Here is a 23,091-nt window from a genome sequence, read left to right as displayed (position 1 = left end):
GACCTCTTAAGGTGGTTATTGCGTCGGGGCTCACCTCTTCCCATTCCGAACAGAGAAGTTAAGCCCGATTGCGCAGATGGTACTGCAGTAATGTGGGAGAGTATGTCGCCGCCTTTTTTTTTGAAAACCCTATCCTAACGGATGGGGTTTTTTGTTTATGGTTGTTGGCGAACTGAAGTTCGCGTACCTGAAGCCCACCGGGCTTCCTCCTCTTAATATCAAATGCAGATGGTATTGCAGTAATGTGGGAGTCCCGATAGCTATCGGGAGTCGCCGCCTTTTTTAGTGGAAAGCCTGTCTGAAAAGACAGGCTTTCTTGTTTTTAAGCGGTGCGGCGTGTCCCTTCGGTCGATCCGTCGCCTTTTTTTAGAAAGTCCTCATCATTTATTTGATGGGGATTTTTTGTTTTAGATTATAGGCGAACTGAAGTTCGCGTACCTGACTGCCACTGGCAGTCCTCCTTTTAATTTCAAATCTGAAGCCCACCGGGCTTCCTCCTCTTAATATCAAATGCAGATGGTATTGCAGTAATGTGGGAGTCCCGATAGCTATCGGGAGTCGCCGCCTTTTTTTTAGTGAGTCCTGACTATATAGTCAGGACTCATTTTTTTTTATAGGTACGGCGTGTCCCTTCGGTCGATCCGCCGCCTTTTTTTTGAAAACCCTATTCTAACGGATGGGGTTTTTTGTTATGTATTATTGGCGAACTGAAGTTCGCGTACCTGAAGCCCACTGGGCTTCCTCCTCTATATATCATAGGTTGTTGTTTTATGTACATGCTAAGAAGAAAGTTCCTTTATAAGTTTTGTCAATGAGCCTGTGTGTTTAAATCATTTCTGTACAGGAGTTTGTTTATTCCCGTACGGAAGTTAGTTAATTGCTGTACGGGACTTGTTTTATTTCCGTATGGGAATTGATAGACTGAGCAGGTTGAGCAGATAGATTGTGGCTGTTTAGGAATGATTTTTGTCTTGTTTACTATAAGAAACTTTAAAAAGTAAATAAATGGCAGTTCAATTTAAAATGGTAGCCAAACAAAATAATTTGGTTACTCCACCTCAAACCAAGTTTTATCCTTGTGCAGTAAGTAAAAGAGAAATGGATTTAGACAGTTTAACCCAAGTGATTGCTTCTCGCTCGACTATGAGTAAGGCCGATTGTTATGGTGTTGTTATTGCTTTAACTGAAGCCATAGGTGAAGCACTTTCCGATGGCAGTATTATCAAAATAAAGAGCTTGGGAACCTTTCAGCTTACATTACAAGGAACAGCTGTTGATTCAGTAGAATCATCAGGGAAGAGCGCTATTAAAGGAGCAAAAATAGTTTATAAACCTTCTAAAGAAATAAAAGAGAAACTCAAGAAGCTTGATTTTAAACTAATTCGGTAGGTGGTTTGCAGCTAAACTGGAACAATATCGGTGTTGTCTATTCAATTAAATGCCGGTTTGGGGTGTTGCTTTGGCAAACCCTACAGTTTCTCTGTATAGTTGTGGGGAAACATCGGCGTTTGTTTTAAAGAAGCGACTGAAATAATGTTCATCGCCATAGCCTAACTCATAAGCAATTTCTTTTACGGTTTTATTAGTCAGGTATAATTCTCTTTTGGCTTCGATGATGATGCGCTCTGAGATTAAATCTGTTAAGGTTTTGTTGAAATAGGTTTTGGTGAGTTTGGCCAAGGCTTTAGCTGAAATATTCAAGTGTTCTGCATAATAACTTGGAGCATGTTTTGTTTTGAAATTTTCTTCTATGGCGTCTTTTAGGTTTTGAAGAATGATAGGTTCTTTGGTATTAGGGATCTCGGATACGTGTTCTTTTAATTGTTCATTTTTGAGTCGAGAGGCTGTAATGAGAATGACTTTGAGATAGGAAACAAGTAGTTCGTACTGTGCCAATTCGGGCCGTATCATTTCGCTTTTGATTTGTCCAATGATTAAATCAAAGATTACAGAAGACGCGGCATCAATATAGGTGTAAGGTGGCTGATAAATATTGTTGAATAAAACGCCATTACAAGAAACTTCCTTCTGGTGCATGTGAATGCAGTAGAAATCGGGGTGAAAATGTATGGCAATGCCTTGAATGTTTTCTTTAGTGCAAATCATAAAAGGTTGATAAGGCGAAAATGCCAATAGCGAGTTTTCTTCAAAGTTGTATTCAGAGAAATCAGCTTTTATTTTCCCTTTTCCTTTCTTCACCCAAATGAGCGAGTAGTAGTTATTGCGTTGTATATGGTCAAAATGGTTGTTGTCTTCAAAATTAAAAATCTTGAAAGCCAGATTTCCGTTTTGCGGATTGGTTAGTGTCAAGGCTGATTGCGTAGGAGTCATAAGCAAAGATAAAGTTTTAATGTTGGCTTAGTACAATAAAAGGCAGTCTATAGCGAGACTGCCTTTTGTTTTTTTGTAGCCAATTACAAAGCGGCAACTACAGGGAAATCTATTTCGGTATTGGCGGTATTATTGAAATAATTGGTCAATACATTTAAGGCTACGTGCGCTATAGTTTCAGCAATTTCTGTATCGGTAACACCGGCTTGTTTTGCATTATTTACATCAAGGTCGTTTACGCGACCGTTTTTGGCAATTAAAGCTTTGGCTAATTGTAATATCGCTTGTGTTTTAGAATCTGCTGATTTCCCTAAACGAGCATCTTCTAAAACAGAAATTTCGGTTTTTAATAACTGGTCTCCAATAAAGGTATGAGCGGCCAAGCAATAATCGCAGGCATTACTTTCTGAAACGGCTAAAGCAATGAGTTCACCTGTACGATTGCTGAGTTTTCCTTTTGATAAGGCGCCACTTAGGTTGAGATAACCTTCCAATACCGCATCTGAGTTGCCCATGGTGCGCATCATGTTGGGTACTAAACCCAGTTTACCTTGAACGGCGTTAAATAATTCTTTGGTTTTTCCTGTTGCTGTGTCCGGATTTAAAGCTTGTAAACGTGTCATTTTGTTCTGTTTTAAGTTATGTCTTATTGACAGTACAAAGTTGCGTCACTTTATATTCCCAGAAAATGGAGGAATGACGCTTTGTGATGGACAATTTTCCCTAAGTTTAGGATAGCACAATGGGAGTGTGAATTTTGTAATTTAATTATTAAAAGATATTTCTTATAGATTATTTTGTAGCTTTGAGAAAACTATCTTTTATGAGAACAAGATTACTATTGCTATTTGCGCTTTTGGTGTTTCAGATTTCTTTTAGTTATCACAAAGTTGATATTGAACCTGTAGTGCCTAATTTACCCAATCTTTCTGTCTGTGATGATAACAATGATGGATTTGCTGTGTTTGATTTGACAGTTCAGAGCACTTTAATTTTAAGCGCCCAATCGGGGGTTTCATCAGATTATCAAATTACATATCATGAAAATTCAACCGATGCACAAGTTGGTAGCACTGGGATAGGAAGTCCAACTGCTTATTATAATATTCTATCAACAGCGCAAACTATTTATGTAAGAATTAGAGATGTTAATACTAATGAACTTTCTTTTGGTCAATTTCAAATACTAGTTAATCAAAAGCCTTATGCTACAGGACCTCAGAGCTTGATGACTTGTGATGTTGATGGTAATCCTTACAATGGGATAATGTCTGTTAATTTGTCAACTTATACTTCTTCCATATTAAATGGTCAGAATCCTAATTTATATAATGTTAGATATTTTACCACTCAAGCTAATGCGGATGCCGGAGTTGGCTCTATAATTCCAGTTTCAAATTATTCAGCCACAAACGGACAGATAATTTGGGCTAGAGTTGAGAATAATTCAACAGGATGTTATGCTCTTACTACTATAAATATACTGGTAGAAGCTATCCCTAATACAATAATTACCACAGTTAATAATGTGAATAATATTTGTGTTGATTTTCCAACCGGTATTGTAGTTAGCCCTTTAGCATTAGACAGTGGAGTAGTAAATTCATCTTCTTATAGTTTTCAATGGTATGAAAACGGGGTTTTAATTGGTGGAGCCAATAATAATACTTACTTTGTAAATACTCCAGATTTAACCGGAGCAACTAGAGATTATTCTGTTACAGTAACATCGAATTCACTATTAGGATGTACTGCAACTGCAGCACCATTTTCTGTTATACAGTCCGGTCAGGCAGCTATCGTTCAAGCGGTTCCAGCTGGATATAATGTCATTAATTTATCAGGAGTACAAAGTATTATTGTTTCTGTAAGCGGTTATGGTACTTATGAGTATAGTTTGGATATTGGTCCCCGTCAAGCGAGTAATGTTTTTGAAAATGTTTCTTTGGGAGAACATGCGATTAATGTTTGGGATACAGAGGGAGGATTGGATTACAGTTGTGATCCATTAATCATTAATAATATTGCCATTGTAACTTCTCAAGTTCCTGCGCCATCGGGGTTGAATGAGCAGAGCTTTGGAATAGGTGCAACATTAGCTAATATATCGGTTACCGGTTCAAATATCCAATGGTATGCTTTGCCTTATGGTAACACATCGCCGTTGCCATTGAACACAACATTGGTAAATGGAACCACTTATTATGCAACGCAAAATGTTGGGGGTGTTGAAAGCGCAGCAAGATTAGCAGTTACTGTTCAAGTTACCTTAGGGATGCAAGAAAATGAAGCATTAACATTACAATATGCTCCAAATCCGGTAAGGAATACCTTGAACATTCAATCGAATAGCGTTTTGAAATCGGTCTTAGTTTATAATTTATTGGGACAAAGAGTATTCGAGCAATCTTATGACAACACCAATGTAATAATTGATTTATTAGATTTAAATATTGGAAACTATATTTTAAAAGTAGAGAGCGAAAACGGTCAAAAGACACTAAGGATTGTCAAAGAATGATGATAAATAAAAAACCCATTCAGCTGAATGGGTTTTTTTATAAAAGATAATTTCAATTGTATTACGCCAACATAGTCACCGGATTCTCCAAGAAGATTCTTAACGTTTGCAGGAATTGAGCTCCTGTTGCACCGTCAACGGTTCTGTGGTCGCAAGCTAATGTTAGTGTCATGGTATTACCTACTACAATCTGACCATTTCTAACCACCGGTTTTTCTTCGATTGCGCCTACGGATAGGATAGCCGAGTTTGGTTGGTTAATAATAGAAGTGAAAGATTGTATGCCGAACATTCCTAAGTTAGAAACCGTAAACGTACTTCCGTCCATTTCGGCAGGCGTTAGTTTTTTGTTTTTGGCTTTACCGGCTAAGTCTCTTACGCTGGCGCCAATTTGAGTTAAACTCATTTGGTCGGTAAAGTTTAATACCGGAACTACTAAACCATCTTCAACAGCTACGGCTACACCAATATTGACATGGTGATTGATGATCATCGCGTCTTCTCTCCATTGGGAGTTAACTTGTGGATGTTTTTTAAGTGCCATAGCACATGCTTTTACTACCATATCGTTGAAAGATACTTTGGTATCCGGAACGGTATTGATAACGGCACGAGATTTCATGGCTTCATCCATCGTTACTTCAATAGTTAAGTAGTAATGTGGAGCGGTGAATTTAGATTCTGCTAAACGGCGTGCAATGGTTTTACGCATTTGCGAATTCTTGATTTCTTCGCTGAATTTTTCTCCGGCCGGAACAAATGGTTTAACAACGGTTGTCGGTTGACTGTTATCGGTTGTTGGTTGTGAAACTTGACTTGGTGCTGCGGTTGCAGCTGATGGTGTAAAGTTCTCTACATCGCTTTTGGTAATGCGTCCGTTTTCACCTGAGCCTTTTACTTGGGATAAGTTAATTCCTTTGTCTTTAGCGATTTGTTTGGCCAATGGGGAAGCAAAAATTCTTTCTGAAGAGTTGGAAGTTGGGAGTTGGGAGTCGGAAGTATTTGAAGTTTCCGGCACACTTGCAACTGCTGCTACCGGAGCAGCACCACCTTTTTTAAAGTTTTCGGCAACTCCAGTAATATCTGTTCCCGCGGGACCGATGATGGCTAAAACGCTGTCAACCGGTGCCGATTGTCCTTCATTGATACCGATGAATAATAAAGTACCGGCATTGAAAGATTCGAATTCCATAGTGGCTTTATCGGTTTCGATTTCGGCCAGGATGTCGCCTTCTTTCACTTCGTCACCTACTTTTTTCAACCAAGTGGCTACAGTACCTTCGGTCATCGTATCACTTAAACGAGGCATAGTTACTACTACAACTCCTTTTGGTAAAGTTGTCGGTTGACTGCTGTCGGTTGTCGGTTGGGTTTCAGCTTGAGTTGGAGCTTCTTCTTTTACTTCAGCAGTTTCGGGTGTTGAATTACCACCTGCAAGTAATGCCGAAATATCTTCGCCTTCTTTTCCGATGATGGCTAAAAGAGAATCTACTGCAGCGGTTTCTCCTTCTTTGATTCCTATGTGTAATAAAGTACCGGCGTTGAAAGATTCAAACTCCATGGTGGCTTTATCGGTTTCGATTTCTGCTAAAATATCGCCTTCTTTCACTTGGTCACCTACTTTTTTCAACCAAGTGGCTACCGTTCCTTCGGTCATCGTATCGCTCAAACGCGGCATTGTGATTTTTGTTGCCATAATTATAGTCTGTGAGGGATGAAAGGATAATTTTCTTGTTCGTAAACCACATCATACAATTGTTGTGCTTCCGGGAAAGGAGATTCTTCGGCGAATGTTGCACACTCTTCTACTAAATCTTTTACTCTTTCGTCAATCACTTCAATTTCTGCGTCAGTAGCGTACTTTTTCTCTTTGATGACATCCAAAACTTGGGTAATTGGGTCGATTTTTTTGTATTCTTCCACTTCTTCTTTAGAGCGGTATAATTGCGCATCCGACATAGAGTGACCTCTGTATCGGTATGTTTTCATTTCTAAGAAAGTTGGTCCGTCTCCACGACGGGCTCTTTCCATAGCTTCGTGCATGGCTTCGGCTACTTTAACCGGGTTCATTCCGTCTACCGGACCGCAAGGCATTTCATAGCCTAAACCAAGTTTCCAAATGTCGGTGTGGTTAGCCGTTCTTTCAACAGAAGTTCCCATTGCATAACCATTGTTTTCACAAATGAATACTACAGGTAATTTCCATAACATGGCCATGTTGAAAGCTTCGTGTAATGAACCTTGGCGAGCAGCACCGTCACCAAAATAGGTAAGGGTAACGCCGCCGGTGTTGAAATATTTATCGGCGAAAGCCATACCGGCACCTACAGGAATTTGTGCTCCTACGATACCGTGACCGCCATAAAATCCGTGTTCTTTAGAAAAGATGTGCATTGAACCACCCATTCCTTTGGAAGTTCCGGTAACTTTTCCTAAAAGTTCAGCCATTACTTTCTTTGGGTCAACACCCATTCCGATGGGTTGAACGTGATTACGATAGGCTGTAATCATTTTGTCTTTTCCGCCTAAGTTCATCACGTGTAAAGCACCCGCTAGAACGGCTTCCTGACCATTGTATAAGTGAAGAAATCCTCTGACTTTTTGTTGAATATAGAGTGCGGCAAGTTTGTCCTCAAACTTTCTCCAAAACAGCATGTCTTCATACCATTTTAAATAAACTTCTCTTGTTACTTCTTTCATTTTTTACTTTTTGCTTAAGCGTTATTAAGTTCTAAATAGGATTCAACGCAAAATAGTTCACTCACACACAAATTTGCGAAACGCAAAAGTAAAACATTCCCCTTAAGAAGTAAAATTTAAAAGCAGTAATTTTTGCTTATTACAAGAAGTTTTTGTCGAAACTTAACGGCAGTAAATTTTTAATTGAATCTGATTTGTAAACTTCTCCGCTTTCGCCCATAAAATAGATTTCGATTGGAGAATCTTGTTTGAATTCATATTCAGAGATTGATTGGCGACAAGCACCGCAAGGCGGAATAGGAGATTTTGTCTCGTTGGTGTCCGAAGCTGCTGTTACCGCCAATTTTACAATTTTTGCTTCCGGATAAATAGCCCCGCTTTGAAAGATGGCCACCCTTTCGGCACAAAGTCCGGATGGATAAGCTGCATTTTCCTGATTGGAACCTAAAACCACTTTCCCGTTATCTAAAAGTAAGGCGGCACCAACTCTGAATTTTGAGTAAGGCGCATAGGCTTTCTTTCTGATTTCTACTGCTTGTTGCATTAAAGATTGAATTTCTTTTGGCAATTCTTCCGCAGATTGAAAAACGGTGAACGAGGTGTTGATGTTGATTTCTTTCATTCGAATAAAATAATTTTTTTAGTTCATTATTGAGGAAAAAAAATCCAAATTTCAAAAGAGAAATTTGGATGTTGTATTTATGATGGTTTGTCTATTAATATTCTTCGTATTTATCACCAAAGTTAAACGTTAAGGAGAAACGAAGGGTGTTTTCTAATGGGTTTTTCACTTTTGAAGCAGAGAACAAATAGGATACATCAACTTTTACTACGTTGTATCTAAATCCTGCGCCCAAAGAGAAAAACTTTCTGGCTCCTTTTTCAGGGCTTTCGTTGAAATAACCTAAACGCATGGCGAATGCATCTTGGTATACATATTCAGCACCAACAGAGTAAGTGAACTCTTGTAATTCTTCACTAAAACCACCGGGTGCATCGCCAAATGATTTGAAGATACCTGAAACCCAGTTTACTTTATTGTATTTGGCAATGTTATCGTCTCTTAAAGCTAATTCTTCTGGAGAAGTAACTAATCCGTCACCATCAAGGTCTGCACTTTGTGGCGTTGGTACCAAAAGTTTGGCTAATTCAACACTTACCGATACTTTATTGTATTCGTCAAAAATAAAATCATAACCAGCACCAATTCTCATGTTGGCAGGAAGGAAGTTGGCGCTATCGTCATCAGAAGCACCGGCATCATAATTGATTTTTGGCCCTAAGTTTTGAAAGTTGAATCCTAATCTTAGTCGACCGTTAAAGTCGGCAAGAGCCGTTTCTTCACTTTGGTAAAAACCTGCGATATCTACAGCAAAAGTACTAGCTGGTTTGGCATCACCGCCTGATTCGGTAGGGAATCTTAATTGAGAACGGATATAACGTCCAGCGACAGACATGGCAAATCTTTCGCTCAATTTCAAAGAGTATGAACCGTCTAAGGCTAACTCGTTTGGTTTAACAATTACCGGAACATCTTCGGCTTCTCTTCTGAATTCGATTTCTCCTAATCCGAAGTAACGTAAACTTACTGCAAAAGCACTTCTTTCATTTATTCTGTTATAATAAGTGGCTTGACCTAATGAAATGTCATTTACTAAATCTGTTAAATATGGAGTATAACTTGCAGTAAAACCTTGTTTGTCTAAAGAGAAAGCATATTTGGCCGGATTCCACTGTTGTGAAAAGGCATCGGCTGAAGTGGCTACACCTTGATCTGCTAAACCTGCGGCACGGGCATCAGCTGCTACCAACAAAAAGGGAACTCCTGTGGTGATTACTCGACTATCTTCCTGGGCTTTTATAGAGGGTATTGTGATAAATAATATAAAGAGGATGGCAATTTTTTTCATTTTCAATTTTAATAAAAGTTAACAAATATAGTATTTTCCTAAAGGATTACAAGTTTTTCTATTTTTTCTGCTTTTTTATTCGATAAAGTGGATTTTACGGTCAGTTTATAGACATAAACGCCTTTACCAATTCGATCCCCGAAATCATCTTTTCCGTCCCAAGTAATTTCTCTGCATAGAAAACCATCGGTGGTTACGGTTTGATTTTTAGTCCAAACAATTTTACCGGTAATGGTCATCACTTGTACTTGTACGTCTAAAGGTTCAAAAGGTCTGTTGTGTGAAAACCAAAATTCGGTGTAACTTACAAACGGGTTCGGGTAATTCAACACGTGTTCAAGAGCGATGCTTTCATCTCCCACAACTACAAATTGAATTTCGGCGGTGATTGGATTGTTATAAACATCCCAAGCTTTGAAAGTTAGTGTATGTAAACCCACCGCTAAATTTCGGAAAGGAAAATAGACTCTACCTTTGGTATAATCATCTAATTCGGTTTCATAATAATCATTCATGATGTACGGCTTACTTTCGTCTCCGTCAAGAATACCAACTATGTCGTGACCAATACCGCTTGCTGTATTTATGCCGTGTTCATCTTCTAAAATGGCTAATAAAAAAGGGGAAGCATTTGTAATTCCGCCGTTAACAAATGTTTCATCATTCATATATAGCCTAACCTTAGGTCCGGTATTATCGGCTACAGCATTGGTGTTAATGCCTCCGATTTTAATATCGGTATTAAAACCACTTTTGTCTAACAATATTTGATTTCGTTTAGAGTAGAAACTGATTCTTCCATTACCAATGGGAATTCTTATGTCTCTTGGTACTACAAAACCAAATTCAAATTGGCCATTGTTTACCGAAGCATTTCCTCTGAAAATGGTTTCGCCTAAGGTAGTAAAAGCCATTGTAGTTGGTTGAATTCCGCTTGGAGCATAAGCGTCGGAATTATCATTTCTAAGGGTGTTAACAATAATATTTTTGTCGAAAATATTTACTGATAATTCGCCGTTGTAAGTTGGTAAAACATTGTCGTTTTCATCCAAAACTTGTCCCGACAATTTCACATAGGCTAATGATTTTAAATCGTCGATTGGTCCGGTAATAGGCATGTCGTTGACTTTGGTCAACACTATTTTTGGTTTGGGAATGGCCAACATTAAAGCCGGGTCGCCAAGATAAAATACAATATTAGTGGCTGAATTTGGACTGGTGTTTTTGGCCAAGCGTAAAGCTTCCGCAATAGAAGGATAATTGTTGCTTCCGTAAGCAAAAAGTTGTTGCGCCAATACATCGTTGAAATATTGGGCAGTTGTTTGTCCTATAGAACGAACCGTGGTAATCATAGCGATGGCGCCGCCTTTTGGATTCCAATACGTGTATTCGCCGGCTGTTGGTCGGTAAGGATTGTCAAATCTGGAAAAGTCACAAGTAATTGTTATAAATAAAGGGTATTTGTATCGATTGGCTAAATTTTGACCGTCTGATTTTTCCCAAATGCGTTCTTCTGACAGACCGTCTTCACCACCGTGTCCAAGATAATTAAAGACTAAAGCTCCTTTTTCAAAAGCAGCGAAAATTTCTTCACGGGCTTTTGGGTAGCGTTTTCCTCCGGCAGAAGTCTCTTGGACATAAGCGTCTAAAAGTATTTTTTTAGGATTGATGAATGGTTTTTCAAGTACAATTCTGTCGGTTAATCTATTTTGAAAGTACTGTAATTGACTGTCTCCTGATTGGTCAGCACTTGGGTCGTCGGCAATGCTGACATAGTTATTCCTCCAACTGCCATAGGATTTCATATCATGGTATTCGATGACTTTGTTTACCATTTCATCGGCCTGTTTAGGTGAGCTGACAATCATTCGGCCTACGGCAATATCAAGACTTCCATAATTAGATGTAATGCTCATTTGGCCATTTAAAGGAAAAGTACCAACATCCATTCGGCCTTCATTGGGAGACATTAATCCAAAAAAGTCATCAGCGGTAAAAGAAGATTCTGACTCGGTAAAACTATTTAAACTTTGGTAGGTTGGAACAATGTTAGTGTTGTTTGGGATTCGGTCTTTAAAATCGTAAGAACCATCGCCAAAAAGATTTAAGTATTTTACGCGATTTTCAGCGGATGAAGCATTTTCATAAACATATTTGACAAAGTTTCTAATGGCGGCTACATCTTGTTTCCCTGAGGAAAATTCAGGATAAATGTTTTCTAAGTTTACTACTTTGACGTTTAAGTTAGAATAGTTTCTGTGGAAATTAGCCAGTTTTTCTGCTTGTGTGTTTAGGTCTTTAGGTGTTATGATTAAGTAATCAACATCACGAAATTGCCCTTGTGCATTGGTAAATATAGTTCCTTTGAGGTTTTGATTGTCAACTTTAGATTTGGATTCTTTTGATGGAACATAAAAATCATTGTTATCAATGGCAATATATTTTCGGATTTCTCCTAATTCGGCTTTGAAGGAAAACGAACTAGCGTTAGCATTTTCGACCTTGGTTACATTATATATATCAGTAATGTCCCAAACTTGGCTTATTCCTGCTGCATTTGAAATTTGGTATTCTCCAATTCCGGTTAAAGCGTTGGCCTGGTCAAATTGAAATCTAAATTGTTTTCCGTAACCTTGAAGGTTTCTTTTGGCTTTGATGTTGATAAAGTCTAAATATCCTTTGGAACTCGGAACGCCACCATTTTCATAAGTGATTTTGATTTTAACATCTTCAGAGGAAACAGTTACATTGTTAGTTACAATACCCTCAATTATTTTTGTGCTACTTGTTGCATTGATGGCTCCAATATTGATGTTTCCGACTAATTGTGTATTGGCTTCGACCTTAAAACTGGTTGGGGTAAAAGCAGAAGAACCTGCGTGAACAGAAACTTGAATAGGGGAATTGGTTGCCAAATTCGGAAATTTGAAATCAAATTCTTGTGTGTTGTTAAAATTAAAATCTTCTCCGAACCATAGTCTTCCTAAGCGAGTGAAATTTATTTTTTCGGTTTCGTGAAATTGATAATCGTCAAAAATATTGACACTAGTATTAGCAGTGCCGTTTGGTTGTGCCATATCAGAAATTCTTTTACCCGTTCCACCGGTTGATGTCACGTAGTAGTATGCTTTTTCTGTATAGATGTTTAAGTTGGTTTTGTAATCCTCATTCCAGTTGTCTAATCCATCAGCATAAAAAAGGATATAGTCTTGGTTGTCAAAAACGCCGTCATTTTCTCCAATAAATTGAATGGCATTTTCTTCTAAATCCATCGGATAATCAATTGAATTCAATAGGGGTAACATTTTGCCACCGCTACCAAAAATTTTGATTTTTCTTGGGTCAATATTTGTGTCTAATCCTAAGCTTTGAAGAAAACTTCTGCTGATTTTGTAAACTCCTGATTTTTTCACATAAAACCGATACCAATTCCCTGAACTTAAGACAGAGTTTTGAATGGCATCTACATTGTTTGAAGTGTTTAAGGTTCTATTGACTTGATTTTGTTGGATAGAATAACTAAAAGAGATTAGTTTTTTAAACGAATTTCCTTCCTTAATAATAGGTGTAACAGATAAATGCCCATAAAATTGATCACGTGCAATATTGGTTTTGAAATGGTATTGAAAAGCGGTAGGGATGTTTTTTGGATCTAAATCGCCCAGTTGATTTTCTGCTATTGATTCAAAAACTTGATTGGTAATTTGAATGCCGTTTTCGCCAATATTGCTCTGTAGATTAAATGTCAACAGATATTTGATTGTTTTTGAATAACTATCAAACTGGTAATTTTGAATATTAAATTGAGGGATATTGAAGGAATAGTTACCTTGAAAGAACGCTTTTTTCTCAGTCCAATTCAAAGTAATGCTTCCTTGCTCTTGAGAAATACCTATGAAGGTAACAAACAGCAATAAAACGAGAATAATCTTTTTCATAGTAAACAATAAACGCAAATTTCAACAAAATTGTATAAAAAAGGAAAAAAATATTTTTTTTAGTTCAAAATACAATAAAACTATTATTTTTGCGTTGTATATAAAATGCGTCAATGAATGGCGTGTTTAGTATTAATTTAAAAAAGGTGTTGCAATTTAATGGTTAATTCCTATATTGCGGCTCTAAATTTTTACCTACTAAAAATATGAAAGTAAACAAAATTATTGCTGTAAAATTATTACTGTCATTAGTGATAATGATTGGTTTTACTAGTTGTAGTAAAAAATCCGATTCAAAAGGTGGTTCCAAAGCTACCGGATGGAAAATCAACGATAAAAAAGGAGGTTTTCAGTATGCTTCGAAGTTTAAAAAACAAGCAACAGGTCCCGGTTTAGTAATGGTTGAAGGAGGAACATTTACCATGGGTAAAGTTCAGGATGATGTTATGCACGATTGGAACAATACTCCAAATCAGCAACACGTTATGTCATTCTATATGGATGAGACAGAAGTAACCAATATGATGTACATGGAGTACTTAAATTGGTTAAAAACCGTTTTCCCACCAGATCAAGAAAATTACAAGAACATTTATGAAGGTGCTTCTCCTGATACTTTGGTATGGAGAAATCGTTTAGGATATAACGAAACAATGACCAATAACTATTTAAGACATCCGGCTTATGCTGAATATCCTGTTGTTGGTGTAAATTGGATTCAAGCGACTGAGTTTGCTATTTGGAGAACAGACCGTGTAAACGAAAAAATTCTTGAAGAGCAACGTTTCTTAAAGAAAGATGCTAAAGTAACAGATGTTTCTGCAGATAAAGTTTTCAGTACAGAAGCATACTTAGCTTCGCCTTCAACTGCCATGGGTGGTGATACCAATATTGTTTTACAAAAAGGTCAAAAAGGAGGAAAAGCACCAAAAGCGGCTGCAGGTTCTACGAATACAGCCGGAAACAGTCCTAAGAATGTTTACGCTCAAAGAACTTCAGGTTTGATTTTGCCAGAGTACAGACTTCCAACAGAAGCGGAGTGGGAATATGCCGCCGCTGCCGATGTAGGTCAAAGAGAATACAACGCTTACAAAGGCCAAAAGAAATATCCATGGTCAGGAACTTATACTCGTTCGGGTAAAAGACAAGTTAGGGGTGATCAATTGGCTAACTTCAAACAAGGAAAAGGAGATTATGGTGGAATCGCAGGTTGGTCTGATGATGGAGCTGATATCACTAACAAAGTAAAATCATATCCACCTAATGATTTCGGATTATATGATATGGCAGGAAATGTAGCCGAATGGGTTGCCGATGTTTACAGACCTATTGTTGATGATGAAGCGAATGATTTCAACTATTATAGAGGTAACGTTTACATGAAAAATAAAATCGGAGAAGATGGTAAAGTAGAATTAGTTACTGCTGAAACTCAAAAATTCGATACTTTATCAAATGGTAAAATCGTTTCAAGAAATATGCCTGGTCAAATTGCTCAAGTTCCTGTTGACGATAAAGAAACTTATTTGAGACAAAACTTTGACAAATCTGATAACAGAAACTTTCGTGATGGTGATAAGCAATCTACAAGATACTTTAAGTTTGGTAGCTCTGAAGAAGGTGATGAAAAAGGAAAATTGAGAGATGATCAAAGAATGTATGATTCTCCAAAACATAATGTTTCTACTGACAGTTTAGGGAACATGATCAAAAAGTATGACAAGTCAAGCAAAAGAACAACTTTAGTTAATGACGATGTAAGAGTTTACAAAGGAGGTTCATGGAGAGACAGAGCTTATTGGTTAGATCCTGCTCAAAGAAGATACTTCCCACAAGATATCGCAACAGACTACATCGGTTTTAGATGTGCTATGTCAAGAGTTGGTCCAAAAGCAGATAAAAAGAAAAGACCAAGAAACTAATCTTAGTTTGTGAATAATACGAAAAAGCCCTATTTTTAAGGGCTTTTTTATTTTAATATAGTGCCAAATGACGATACAGCAAATTCATGATTTATTTTTAAAGAGCTCCGGGATTTCAATAGACACAAGAAAGATTGAGCCTAATTCTTTCTTTGTTGCAATAAAAGGAGAGCGATTTGACGCCAATACTTTTGCAAGTGAAGCTTTGGAAAAAGGGGCAAGTCATGTGATGATTGATAATCGAGACTATTATGTTGATGAAAGAACAGTATTAGTAGAAGATAGTTTGAAGTCATTGCAGGAATTAGCGCAATACCACAGAAATTTTTTAAAGTTGCCAATAATAGCTTTGACCGGAAGCAATGGTAAAACAACTACTAAAGAACTTATCAATGTGGTTTTGTCTAAAAAGTTCAAGACGGTTGCTACTGTCGGGAATTTGAATAATCATATAGGCGTGCCGTTAACACTATTGTCTTTTACAAAAAATACAGAAATTGGGATAGTAGAAATGGGCGCGAATCATCAAAAAGAGATTGAATTCTTATGTGAAATTGCCCAACCTGATTATGGGTTTATAACCAATTTTGGGAAAGCCCACTTAGAAGGTTTTGGTGGTGTTGAAGGTGTTATTAAAGGGAAAAGTGAGATGTATAGCTTTTTAAAAGTCAATACCAAATCGGTTTTTGTGAATCTAGATGATGAGATTCAAAACACAAAGACAGTCGGCATCAAGCGTTATACTTTCAGTCAAAATGACAAAACTACCGATGTTTTTATTGAAAGTGTCGTAGCCAATCCTTTTGTTAAAATCTCAACTTTGGGAGTTGATATTAACTCTCATCTAATTGGTTTATACAATGCCAATAATATTTGTGTTGCAATTACAGTTGGTCATTATTTTGGTGTAAAACCCATTGAAATTAAAGAGGCAATTGAAAGTTATATACCTGAAAACAATCGCTCTCAATTGTTGGTCAAGAATACTAACGAAATTATACTTGATGCTTATAATGCGAATCCAAGCAGTATGAAAGCCGCTTTGGAAAACTTTATACAATTGGATGCCCGAGGTACAGCCGAACAGAGCGAAGCTAAACCTAACAAAACTATTGTCATAGGAGACATGTATGAATTGGGAAATGAAAGTCTTTCAGAACACAAATTTATTGTTGAGTTTTTGGATAAAATGGTTTCTTTTGACTGTCATTTAGTAGGTAAAGAATTTTTCGCTAATTCAATAGAAAGTGATTTTTTACATTTTTATCCGACATTTGAAGACTTTGCCAAATATTTATCTACAATAAAACTAAAGCATCGATTATTATTAATTAAAGGTTCCAGAGGAATGGCTTTAGAGCGGATTTTAAACTATCTGTAATAGGAAACTCTCTAAGAAATTAGGGAGTTTTTTGTTTTTATAAGAATATTGATAATCAGTAGTTTACTTGGTTTTTTTTAATTCAAAGTTCTTTTGAATTTCGTTAAATTAGAAAGAGTTGGTTTTTTTTATATAGTATCAACACTATACTTTTACTTCACTAATAATTAACCAATTCAAATAATCATGTTTAAAAATTACTTTTTGAAAAGTTCTTCTGGATCATTTTCTCCTTTGCAGGGAAAAGCCTTTGAACATAAAACAAGTTCAGTAGGTTTTGCCTTAGTTGTTTTGCTACTATTGTTTGCTTTAACCAGCATGAAAGCACAAACACAACTTATTCCGGTTTCGGATGGTGCTTTCGATTCGGGTAGTACATTTGCCGCTAACGGTTGGACTGTGGCCAATGATGGTGTTGGTCCGGTTAAATGGGTAGTAGGAACTGCGGTGAATTCCGGAGCCATTAACGGCAATTCAGCTTATATCTCACTTGATAATGGCGAAACCAATTCTTATGTTGGTATTTCAGGAGCTAGAACAGTTTTCTTTTACAGAGACATTGTTGTTCCGGCTGGACAAACGAATATTGCCTTAACTTTTAACTGGAAGTCAGTAGGATCAGCTACTAATACTTGGCAAGTTTTTGCGGCTCCAACCAGTTATATGCCGGTTGGTACAGATTTACAGACGAATGTCCCGGCAACTCTTGCTGGAGCAACATCTATAACTTATGGTAATGTAAATGCTGTTACACAAACGGCTTTTGGATTTATTCCACCTAGTTTTGCTGGAACTACCGTAAGATTAATATTTATGTGGAGTAATGGTAGTGGTGGTGGCACCAATCCTCCGGCTGCAATTGATAACATATCATTGATTTCTAGAGTCGGTGGAAATGAGATTGCCTCAGTAACTACAGGTAATTTTACAAATCCCGCTACTTGGGATGTAGGTTATGTGCCTTCGCCAGCGGATGATATAGTAATTAATGGAGGCCATACAGTAACTATTGATAATAGAAATCTAGGGGCTAATAATTTATACATAGCCGGTGCTAATGCCGTCTTGGATTTTGGTGTCTTAAGCGATGAGTTTACAGTTAATAATGATTTATTAATTAGTGGTTCCGGAGCTAGGTTTAATGTTTATCAAGGCACTACAGGGAAATCATTAAGAGTAGGGCATAATATTGATTTAGCCTCAGCGGGGCGTTTAGATATTTCAGTTGGAAACACTGGAGTTGGTGTCGGGTCACTTACATTATTTGGATCAACACTACAGACTATCGCTTCTGATGGAACCGGAGTTTTAGGAGGAACTATAGTTTCAACTACTACAACCAATACAGCTGGAATTATTAATCAATTATTGATTAATAACACAAGTACAGCCATTCCAAATATCGATTGGCAGCTTAACAATATTAGAATTAAAAGTATCCTTAGATTGAATAATGCTAAGGTAGGTCTTGGTTCAAATAAATTATATGTAGGAAATTTTGCTTCAATGAACTCAAGCAATTTTACTTGTAGTTCAGGAAATGGCTTTATTGGAGGTGAAATTTCAAGATGGTATACTACTTCCGCAATGGGGAACGCTATAGATCCCGGAACGGATTATAATCCAAATAGTACAGTGTTATTCCCATTCTTAAGTGCAACAGGACAAAACAGATGGGCATTTTTGGTTAGTTCAGCGGCTACGACTGCTGGTGAATTAGCAATGAGTTATGTTGATGCAACAACAATGACAACTGGTCTTTCAGTTGCAGATGGTTCATACACTATTACAGACAGATACAACGGAAACTGGACAATTTCTAAAACAGGAAGTACATATGTGAGTACAGGGACTTATACTTTAGGTCTTTATGCTGTTGGCGCTTACAGTCCTTTAGATGGAAGTTCAAGAGTGATGAACTCTGGATCAGTTACAGGAACTCACGTTAACGGAACTACTTCTCCTTTTGTAGTGAGAAAAAGTATTGCCGATGCTGACTTAACCACTTCACCATTTTACGTAGGTGTTGGTGTTGCTTCATTACAAGCTTCAGTAACAAAAACTTCAAATGCTTCGGGAGATTGGAGTGACGCAGCAACATGGTCACCAAGTGGAGTTCCTTCATGTAGTGATATTGTTACGATTGCTTCCGGACATACGGTAACGGTTAATTCTGCCGGAAATAATGCTGCGGGTGTTACCATTAACCTAGGTGGAACTTTAGTCAATACGTCAGGAAGTTTGACAGTGGGATGTACAAATAACAATGCCATTTTCGCAAACAATGGTACCAATACCGTTTCAGGTGGTACACTTACAGTGAATGGTAATGTAATTCACAGAACAACCAGTGCTTTTAACCATACCGGTGGTGACATCGTTGTTGATGGTAATGCTGGTGGTGTGGCTGCAAATAGTGTTGGGCAAGGAGCTTCATTGTTCAAAATAGAAACTTCTGCTATTAACTTAACTGGAGGAACTATTACTATTGTTGATCCATTAGTAAACAATGCTGTTCAAACAACAGCAACTTCGGTTACTACTTATCCGATTAATACTTATGGCGCTGCAGGAACTTTTGCAAAAACTACTAATGCAGCTGCTACAACAGGTTCAACAACTATTGTTATGAGTGGTTTCAATAGTAATAAAGGTATTTACGGCGTTGGGCAAATTGTAACTGGAACCGGAATTGCACCTGGAACAACAATTGTTTCTGTAACTGCCGGGCTACTTTCAAATTCTCCTATTACTTTGGTTTTGTCACAGGCAATTACTGCCGATATTGCAGCAGGAGCAAATTTGAATTTTGCTTCAATGAATGATGGTAGTTATGTGATTAATATAGATACCTCTAGTCCAAATGCAAGTAATTTAGCAGTAGGTCAGATAATTTCAGGGGACGGTGTTCAAGCAGGAACAACAGTGGTTAGTGTAGGTTTTGATCTTAATGGTATTGGTGGTGTTACTTTATCTCAACCTTTACTGGGATTGGCTACTTCACCTATTACGAGTCAGCAAGCAGTCAACTTTTCAGGCGCTTCACCAAACAATTCGGTTATAATTTTACCGGCAGCCAATCCATTGTTACAGGTAGGTCAAATTGTAGGCGGTACGGGTATTCAACCTGGTACAACCATTACCGCTATTAGTGGCGTAAGAATCGATTTGTCTTTACCGGCTACAGCTGCCATCGTTGCTCCGGTAACCATAACATTATACGACAGTAATGCAAGCAGCTTTGCTTTTGTTTACAGTTCAGCAGCTCATAAAGCCACAGGACTCAATCATACAATCCAATTAGGTGATGGTGTATCTACAGACCAAGCGCCAGTTACAACAAATGGTTTTTACACCAACTTCTCAGCTGGTGGTGGTGTTTTATCTATAGGAAATTTAACGGTCAATTCTCTTGATGCCGTTAACAGATTTGGTAAAAGTTTAGGTATTTTAAATATTCAAAACAAATTTACGATTGCTTCAGGAAGTGCTTTTGTGAGACCTATTGGTGTTAGTTCTCCTGTCTATTTTGGTGGAGATGTTGAAAATAATGGTGTAGCCAATTTTCAATTGAATACCGGAGTTAACTTAGCTAATTTCATAAACGGTGTTGCCGTTGCTACAACAACTCCGCAAACTATTTCAGGTACAGGTGTTTTTTATAACGAATTAAATTCAAGTTTGGCTTATGCTTCATTTACTTCGATGACAGTAAATAATACAAGTGTTGAAGGTGTAACGGTGAGTTTGCCAAACTTTAGAGTGGCTTCATTAACTATGACAGCTGGAGTTATCAATACATCATCAGCGACTCCGTTATATGTTGGTAGAGCTGATTTGTCACAAACAGGTATTATTAATGGAACATTTAGTAACACTTGTTATATCAATGGTCCTGTAGTAAGAGGTATAACAACCACTGGGACTTCAACTTTTTACTCACTTTATCCTGTTGGAAAAGACGGAGTTTACTCTCCAATATCTTTGGCAGTTACTGGTGGTGCTGATTTTAAAGTGGAAGCTTTTAATACTAATTCAGGTACGGCTTCTGCCAATATTTCAAACTTAAGTGCAGCAAGATGGACAGTGGAAAGAGTAGGTGTCTTAGGGACTTTAGCTGACTTTAATGTGAGATTAGGAAATACTGCAATTGATTCGAATAATATTATTGTTCAGGCTCCAGCAGACCAGGAAATTTATGATAATGTGTTTGGTAATACAGTAGTTTTCACTGCAGGAACACCTAACACTATAAATACTATTACAGCAACTCCTGGCGCAAGTTTTACGGGTAACTTTGCTTATGCAACTATGCCAAACTGTACCACTGTTAACCCTGGAAACACTATTGCAGATACAACCATTAAACAAGATGTAACCATACAAAATTCAAGTGCCACAGGGATAGTTGCTGGCTCAGCCAATGTAACTTTGCAAACTGCTAATACTGCTATTACAGTAGGCTTAACCGTGACAGGGAGTGGTATTCCTGCCGGGACTACTGTTTTAGCAATTAGCGGAACAGCATTAACTTTATCACAGCCGGCAACAGCTTCTTCTACTTCACAAGTGCCTTTAACTTTTGCTATTATTCAAACACCAGCCACTTTATGTGGTACACAAACGGTGGCTTTGAGTTTACAAAATTTGGTTATTGGCGCAGGAGTGACTTATCAATGGCAAGCTTCAATCGATGGTGGAACTAATTATACAGATATTCTAGATGCTACTGATACTACTTACTTGGCAACACCAACAGCTAATACGCATTACCGTTGTACTGTAACGTGTCCTTTTGGACCGGTTGTAGTTAACTCTAATCCGGTTCAGGTTACTTTTACCAATGCAATTACTTCAACCACAGGAGCTACAATATGTGGTGAAGGTGTGGCTAATTTAGAGGCTACAAGCACTTCAGGGACTATCAATTGGTATGCCGATGCAACAGGAGGAACTGCTTTAGCAACAGGTGCAACTTATTCGCCAAATGTTGCTGAAACAACAACTTATTATGTGGCCTCAGAATCAAGTTCTACTTATACTGCCGGTAAAACTTTTGCCGGAACTACAACGCAAACTGCACCATATAGTGGACTGGTATTTAATACTTCTACTAATATTCGTTTGAATTCAGTAAAAGTATTTCCTAAACAAACAGCCGGTGCTGCAGATGCCGGTGCGCCAATTACAATTAAATTATATAAAGATGGTGTTCAAGTACCAGGAACTACTGCAGTAACTTTTGTTCCTGCCACAAACACAGGAACGATTTCTGCGTCTGTATCAAATACGGTTGTGCTTAATTATAATATTCCAGCCGGTACAGGTTATAAATTATTGGCAACTTATGGATTAAGTTCGACCAACTTGATAGGAAAACTAAGCAGCTTCCCCGCAGCGACTCCAACAGCAACAGGAGCAGTAAGTTTTACAGGTTCAGTGAATAGTTTTGATGGAACTCCGGATGCGAGTTACAACAACTTCTTTGATTGGGATGTTACTGAAGTATGTGCTTCGCCTAGAGTGGCTGTAACTGCAACTGTTAATTCGGATTCAACCAATACAACTACAATTACAGCTTGTGATACTTATACTTGGTCAGTAAACGGAACGACTTACACAGCTTCGGGAACTTATACTTCAGTAACCGGATGTAATACAGAAACATTAGAGTTGACTATTACGCCAAGTACAACCAATACAACTACTATTACAGCTTGTGATACTTATACTTGGTCAGTAAACGGAACGACTTATACAGCTTCGGGAACTTATACTTCAGTAACCGGATGCAATACAGAAACGTTAGAGTTGACTATTACGCCAAGTACAACCAATACAACTACAATTACAGCTTGTGATACTTATACATGGTCAGTAAACGGAACGACTTATACAGCTTCGGGAACTTATACTTCAGTAACCGGATGCAATACAGAAACATTAGAGTTGACTATTACGCCAAGTACAACCAATACAACTACAATTACAGCTTGTGATACTTATACTTGGTCAGTAAACGGAACGACTTATACAGCTTCGGGAACTTATACTTCAGTAACCGGATGTAATACAGAAACGTTAGAGTTGACTATTACGCCAAGTACAACCAATACAACGACTATTACGGCTTGTGATACTTATACTTGGTCAGTAAACGGAACGACTTATACAGCTTCGGGAACTTATACTTCAGTAACCGGATGTAATACAGAAACATTAGAGTTGACTATTACGCCAAGTACAACCAATACAACGACTATTACAGCTTGTGATACTTATACTTGGTCAGTAAACGGAACGACTTATACAGCTTCGGGAACTTATACTTCAGTAACCGGATGCAATACAGAAACGTTAGAGTTAACGATTAATTCTTCAGCAACTC

Annotated in this window: 12 protein-coding genes and 1 rRNA gene; 6 read left to right on the top strand and 7 right to left on the bottom strand. The window is 37.7% G+C overall.

The genetic code is table 11. From position 1 onward, the window contains the following. Positions 1–7: 7 nt before the first annotated feature. Together rrf and ACK4R1_RS14600 are read left to right on the top strand one after the other, a co-directional pair. Positions 8–117: ribosomal RNA gene (rrf, locus tag ACK4R1_RS14605) — 5S ribosomal RNA — on the top strand. Positions 118–1,005: 888 nt separating this feature from the next. Beyond that, positions 1,006–1,389, top strand: a complete 384-nt coding sequence (locus ACK4R1_RS14600) for an HU family DNA-binding protein (RefSeq protein WP_409688696.1) — start codon at positions 1,006–1,008, stop codon at positions 1,387–1,389. A gap of 45 nt (positions 1,390–1,434) precedes the next feature. Here the strand turns inward: ACK4R1_RS14600 and ACK4R1_RS14595 are convergent, their stop codons facing one another. Continuing rightward, entirely contained in the window at positions 1,435–2,331 is an 897-nt protein-coding gene (locus ACK4R1_RS14595) for a helix-turn-helix domain-containing protein (RefSeq protein ID WP_409688693.1), read from the bottom strand. An 83-nt stretch (positions 2,332–2,414) separates the two neighbouring features. After that, a complete protein-coding gene (locus ACK4R1_RS14590) occupies positions 2,415–2,954 on the bottom strand; it encodes a carboxymuconolactone decarboxylase family protein (protein ID WP_409688690.1) in 540 nt (179 codons plus the stop codon). A gap of 200 nt (positions 2,955–3,154) precedes the next feature. Between ACK4R1_RS14590 and ACK4R1_RS14585 the strand changes: the two genes are divergently transcribed. After that, the gene (locus tag ACK4R1_RS14585; protein WP_409688687.1) at positions 3,155–4,852 is read left to right on the top strand and encodes a T9SS type A sorting domain-containing protein; all 1,698 of its coding nucleotides are present in this window, start codon (positions 3,155–3,157) and stop codon (positions 4,850–4,852) included. Positions 4,853–4,913: 61 nt separating this feature from the next. Here ACK4R1_RS14585 and ACK4R1_RS14580 read toward each other — a convergent pair whose 3' ends face one another. The 5 genes from ACK4R1_RS14580 to porU all read right to left on the bottom strand — a co-directional run bounded on the left by ACK4R1_RS14580 (position 4,914) and on the right by porU (position 13,400). Then, the gene (locus ACK4R1_RS14580) at positions 4,914–6,548 is read right to left on the bottom strand and encodes a 2-oxo acid dehydrogenase subunit E2 (RefSeq protein ID WP_409688684.1); all 1,635 of its coding nucleotides are present in this window, start codon (positions 6,546–6,548) and stop codon (positions 4,914–4,916) included. Positions 6,549–6,550: 2 nt separating this feature from the next. Beyond that, entirely contained in the window at positions 6,551–7,552 is a 1,002-nt protein-coding gene (pdhA, locus tag ACK4R1_RS14575; RefSeq protein ID WP_409688681.1) for a pyruvate dehydrogenase (acetyl-transferring) E1 component subunit alpha, read from the bottom strand. Positions 7,553–7,691: 139 nt separating this feature from the next. Then, a complete protein-coding gene (gene cdd, locus ACK4R1_RS14570) occupies positions 7,692–8,174 on the bottom strand; it encodes a cytidine deaminase (RefSeq protein WP_409688678.1) in 483 nt (160 codons plus the stop codon). Positions 8,175–8,268: 94 nt separating this feature from the next. Continuing rightward, a complete protein-coding gene (gene porV / locus ACK4R1_RS14565) occupies positions 8,269–9,462 on the bottom strand; it encodes a type IX secretion system outer membrane channel protein PorV (protein ID WP_409688675.1) in 1,194 nt (397 codons plus the stop codon). Between the two features lie 38 nt (positions 9,463–9,500). Then, entirely contained in the window at positions 9,501–13,400 is a 3,900-nt protein-coding gene (gene porU, locus ACK4R1_RS14560; protein WP_409688672.1) for a type IX secretion system sortase PorU, read from the bottom strand. Between the two features lie 206 nt (positions 13,401–13,606). On the opposite strand from porU, the gene gldJ reads away from it, so the two are divergent. The 3 genes from gldJ to ACK4R1_RS14545 form a co-directional block, all read left to right on the top strand. After that, positions 13,607–15,322, top strand: a complete 1,716-nt coding sequence (gldJ, locus tag ACK4R1_RS14555; RefSeq protein ID WP_409688669.1) for a gliding motility lipoprotein GldJ — start codon at positions 13,607–13,609, stop codon at positions 15,320–15,322. A gap of 67 nt (positions 15,323–15,389) precedes the next feature. Further along, positions 15,390–16,703, top strand: coding sequence for a UDP-N-acetylmuramoyl-tripeptide--D-alanyl-D-alanine ligase (gene murF / locus ACK4R1_RS14550; protein WP_409688666.1), 1,314 nt, complete (start codon positions 15,390–15,392; stop codon positions 16,701–16,703). A 204-nt stretch (positions 16,704–16,907) separates the two neighbouring features. Further along, positions 16,908–23,091 (top strand): beta strand repeat-containing protein (locus tag ACK4R1_RS14545; RefSeq protein WP_409688663.1); only part of this gene is annotated, 6,184 nt, incomplete at its 3' end.

The organism is Flavobacterium sp., from assembly GCF_046293665.1.
Lineage (GTDB): Bacteria > Bacteroidota > Bacteroidia > Flavobacteriales > Flavobacteriaceae > Flavobacterium.
The sequence above is the reverse complement of the archived record's forward strand: the minus strand, read 5'-3'. Positions and strand labels throughout refer to the sequence as shown.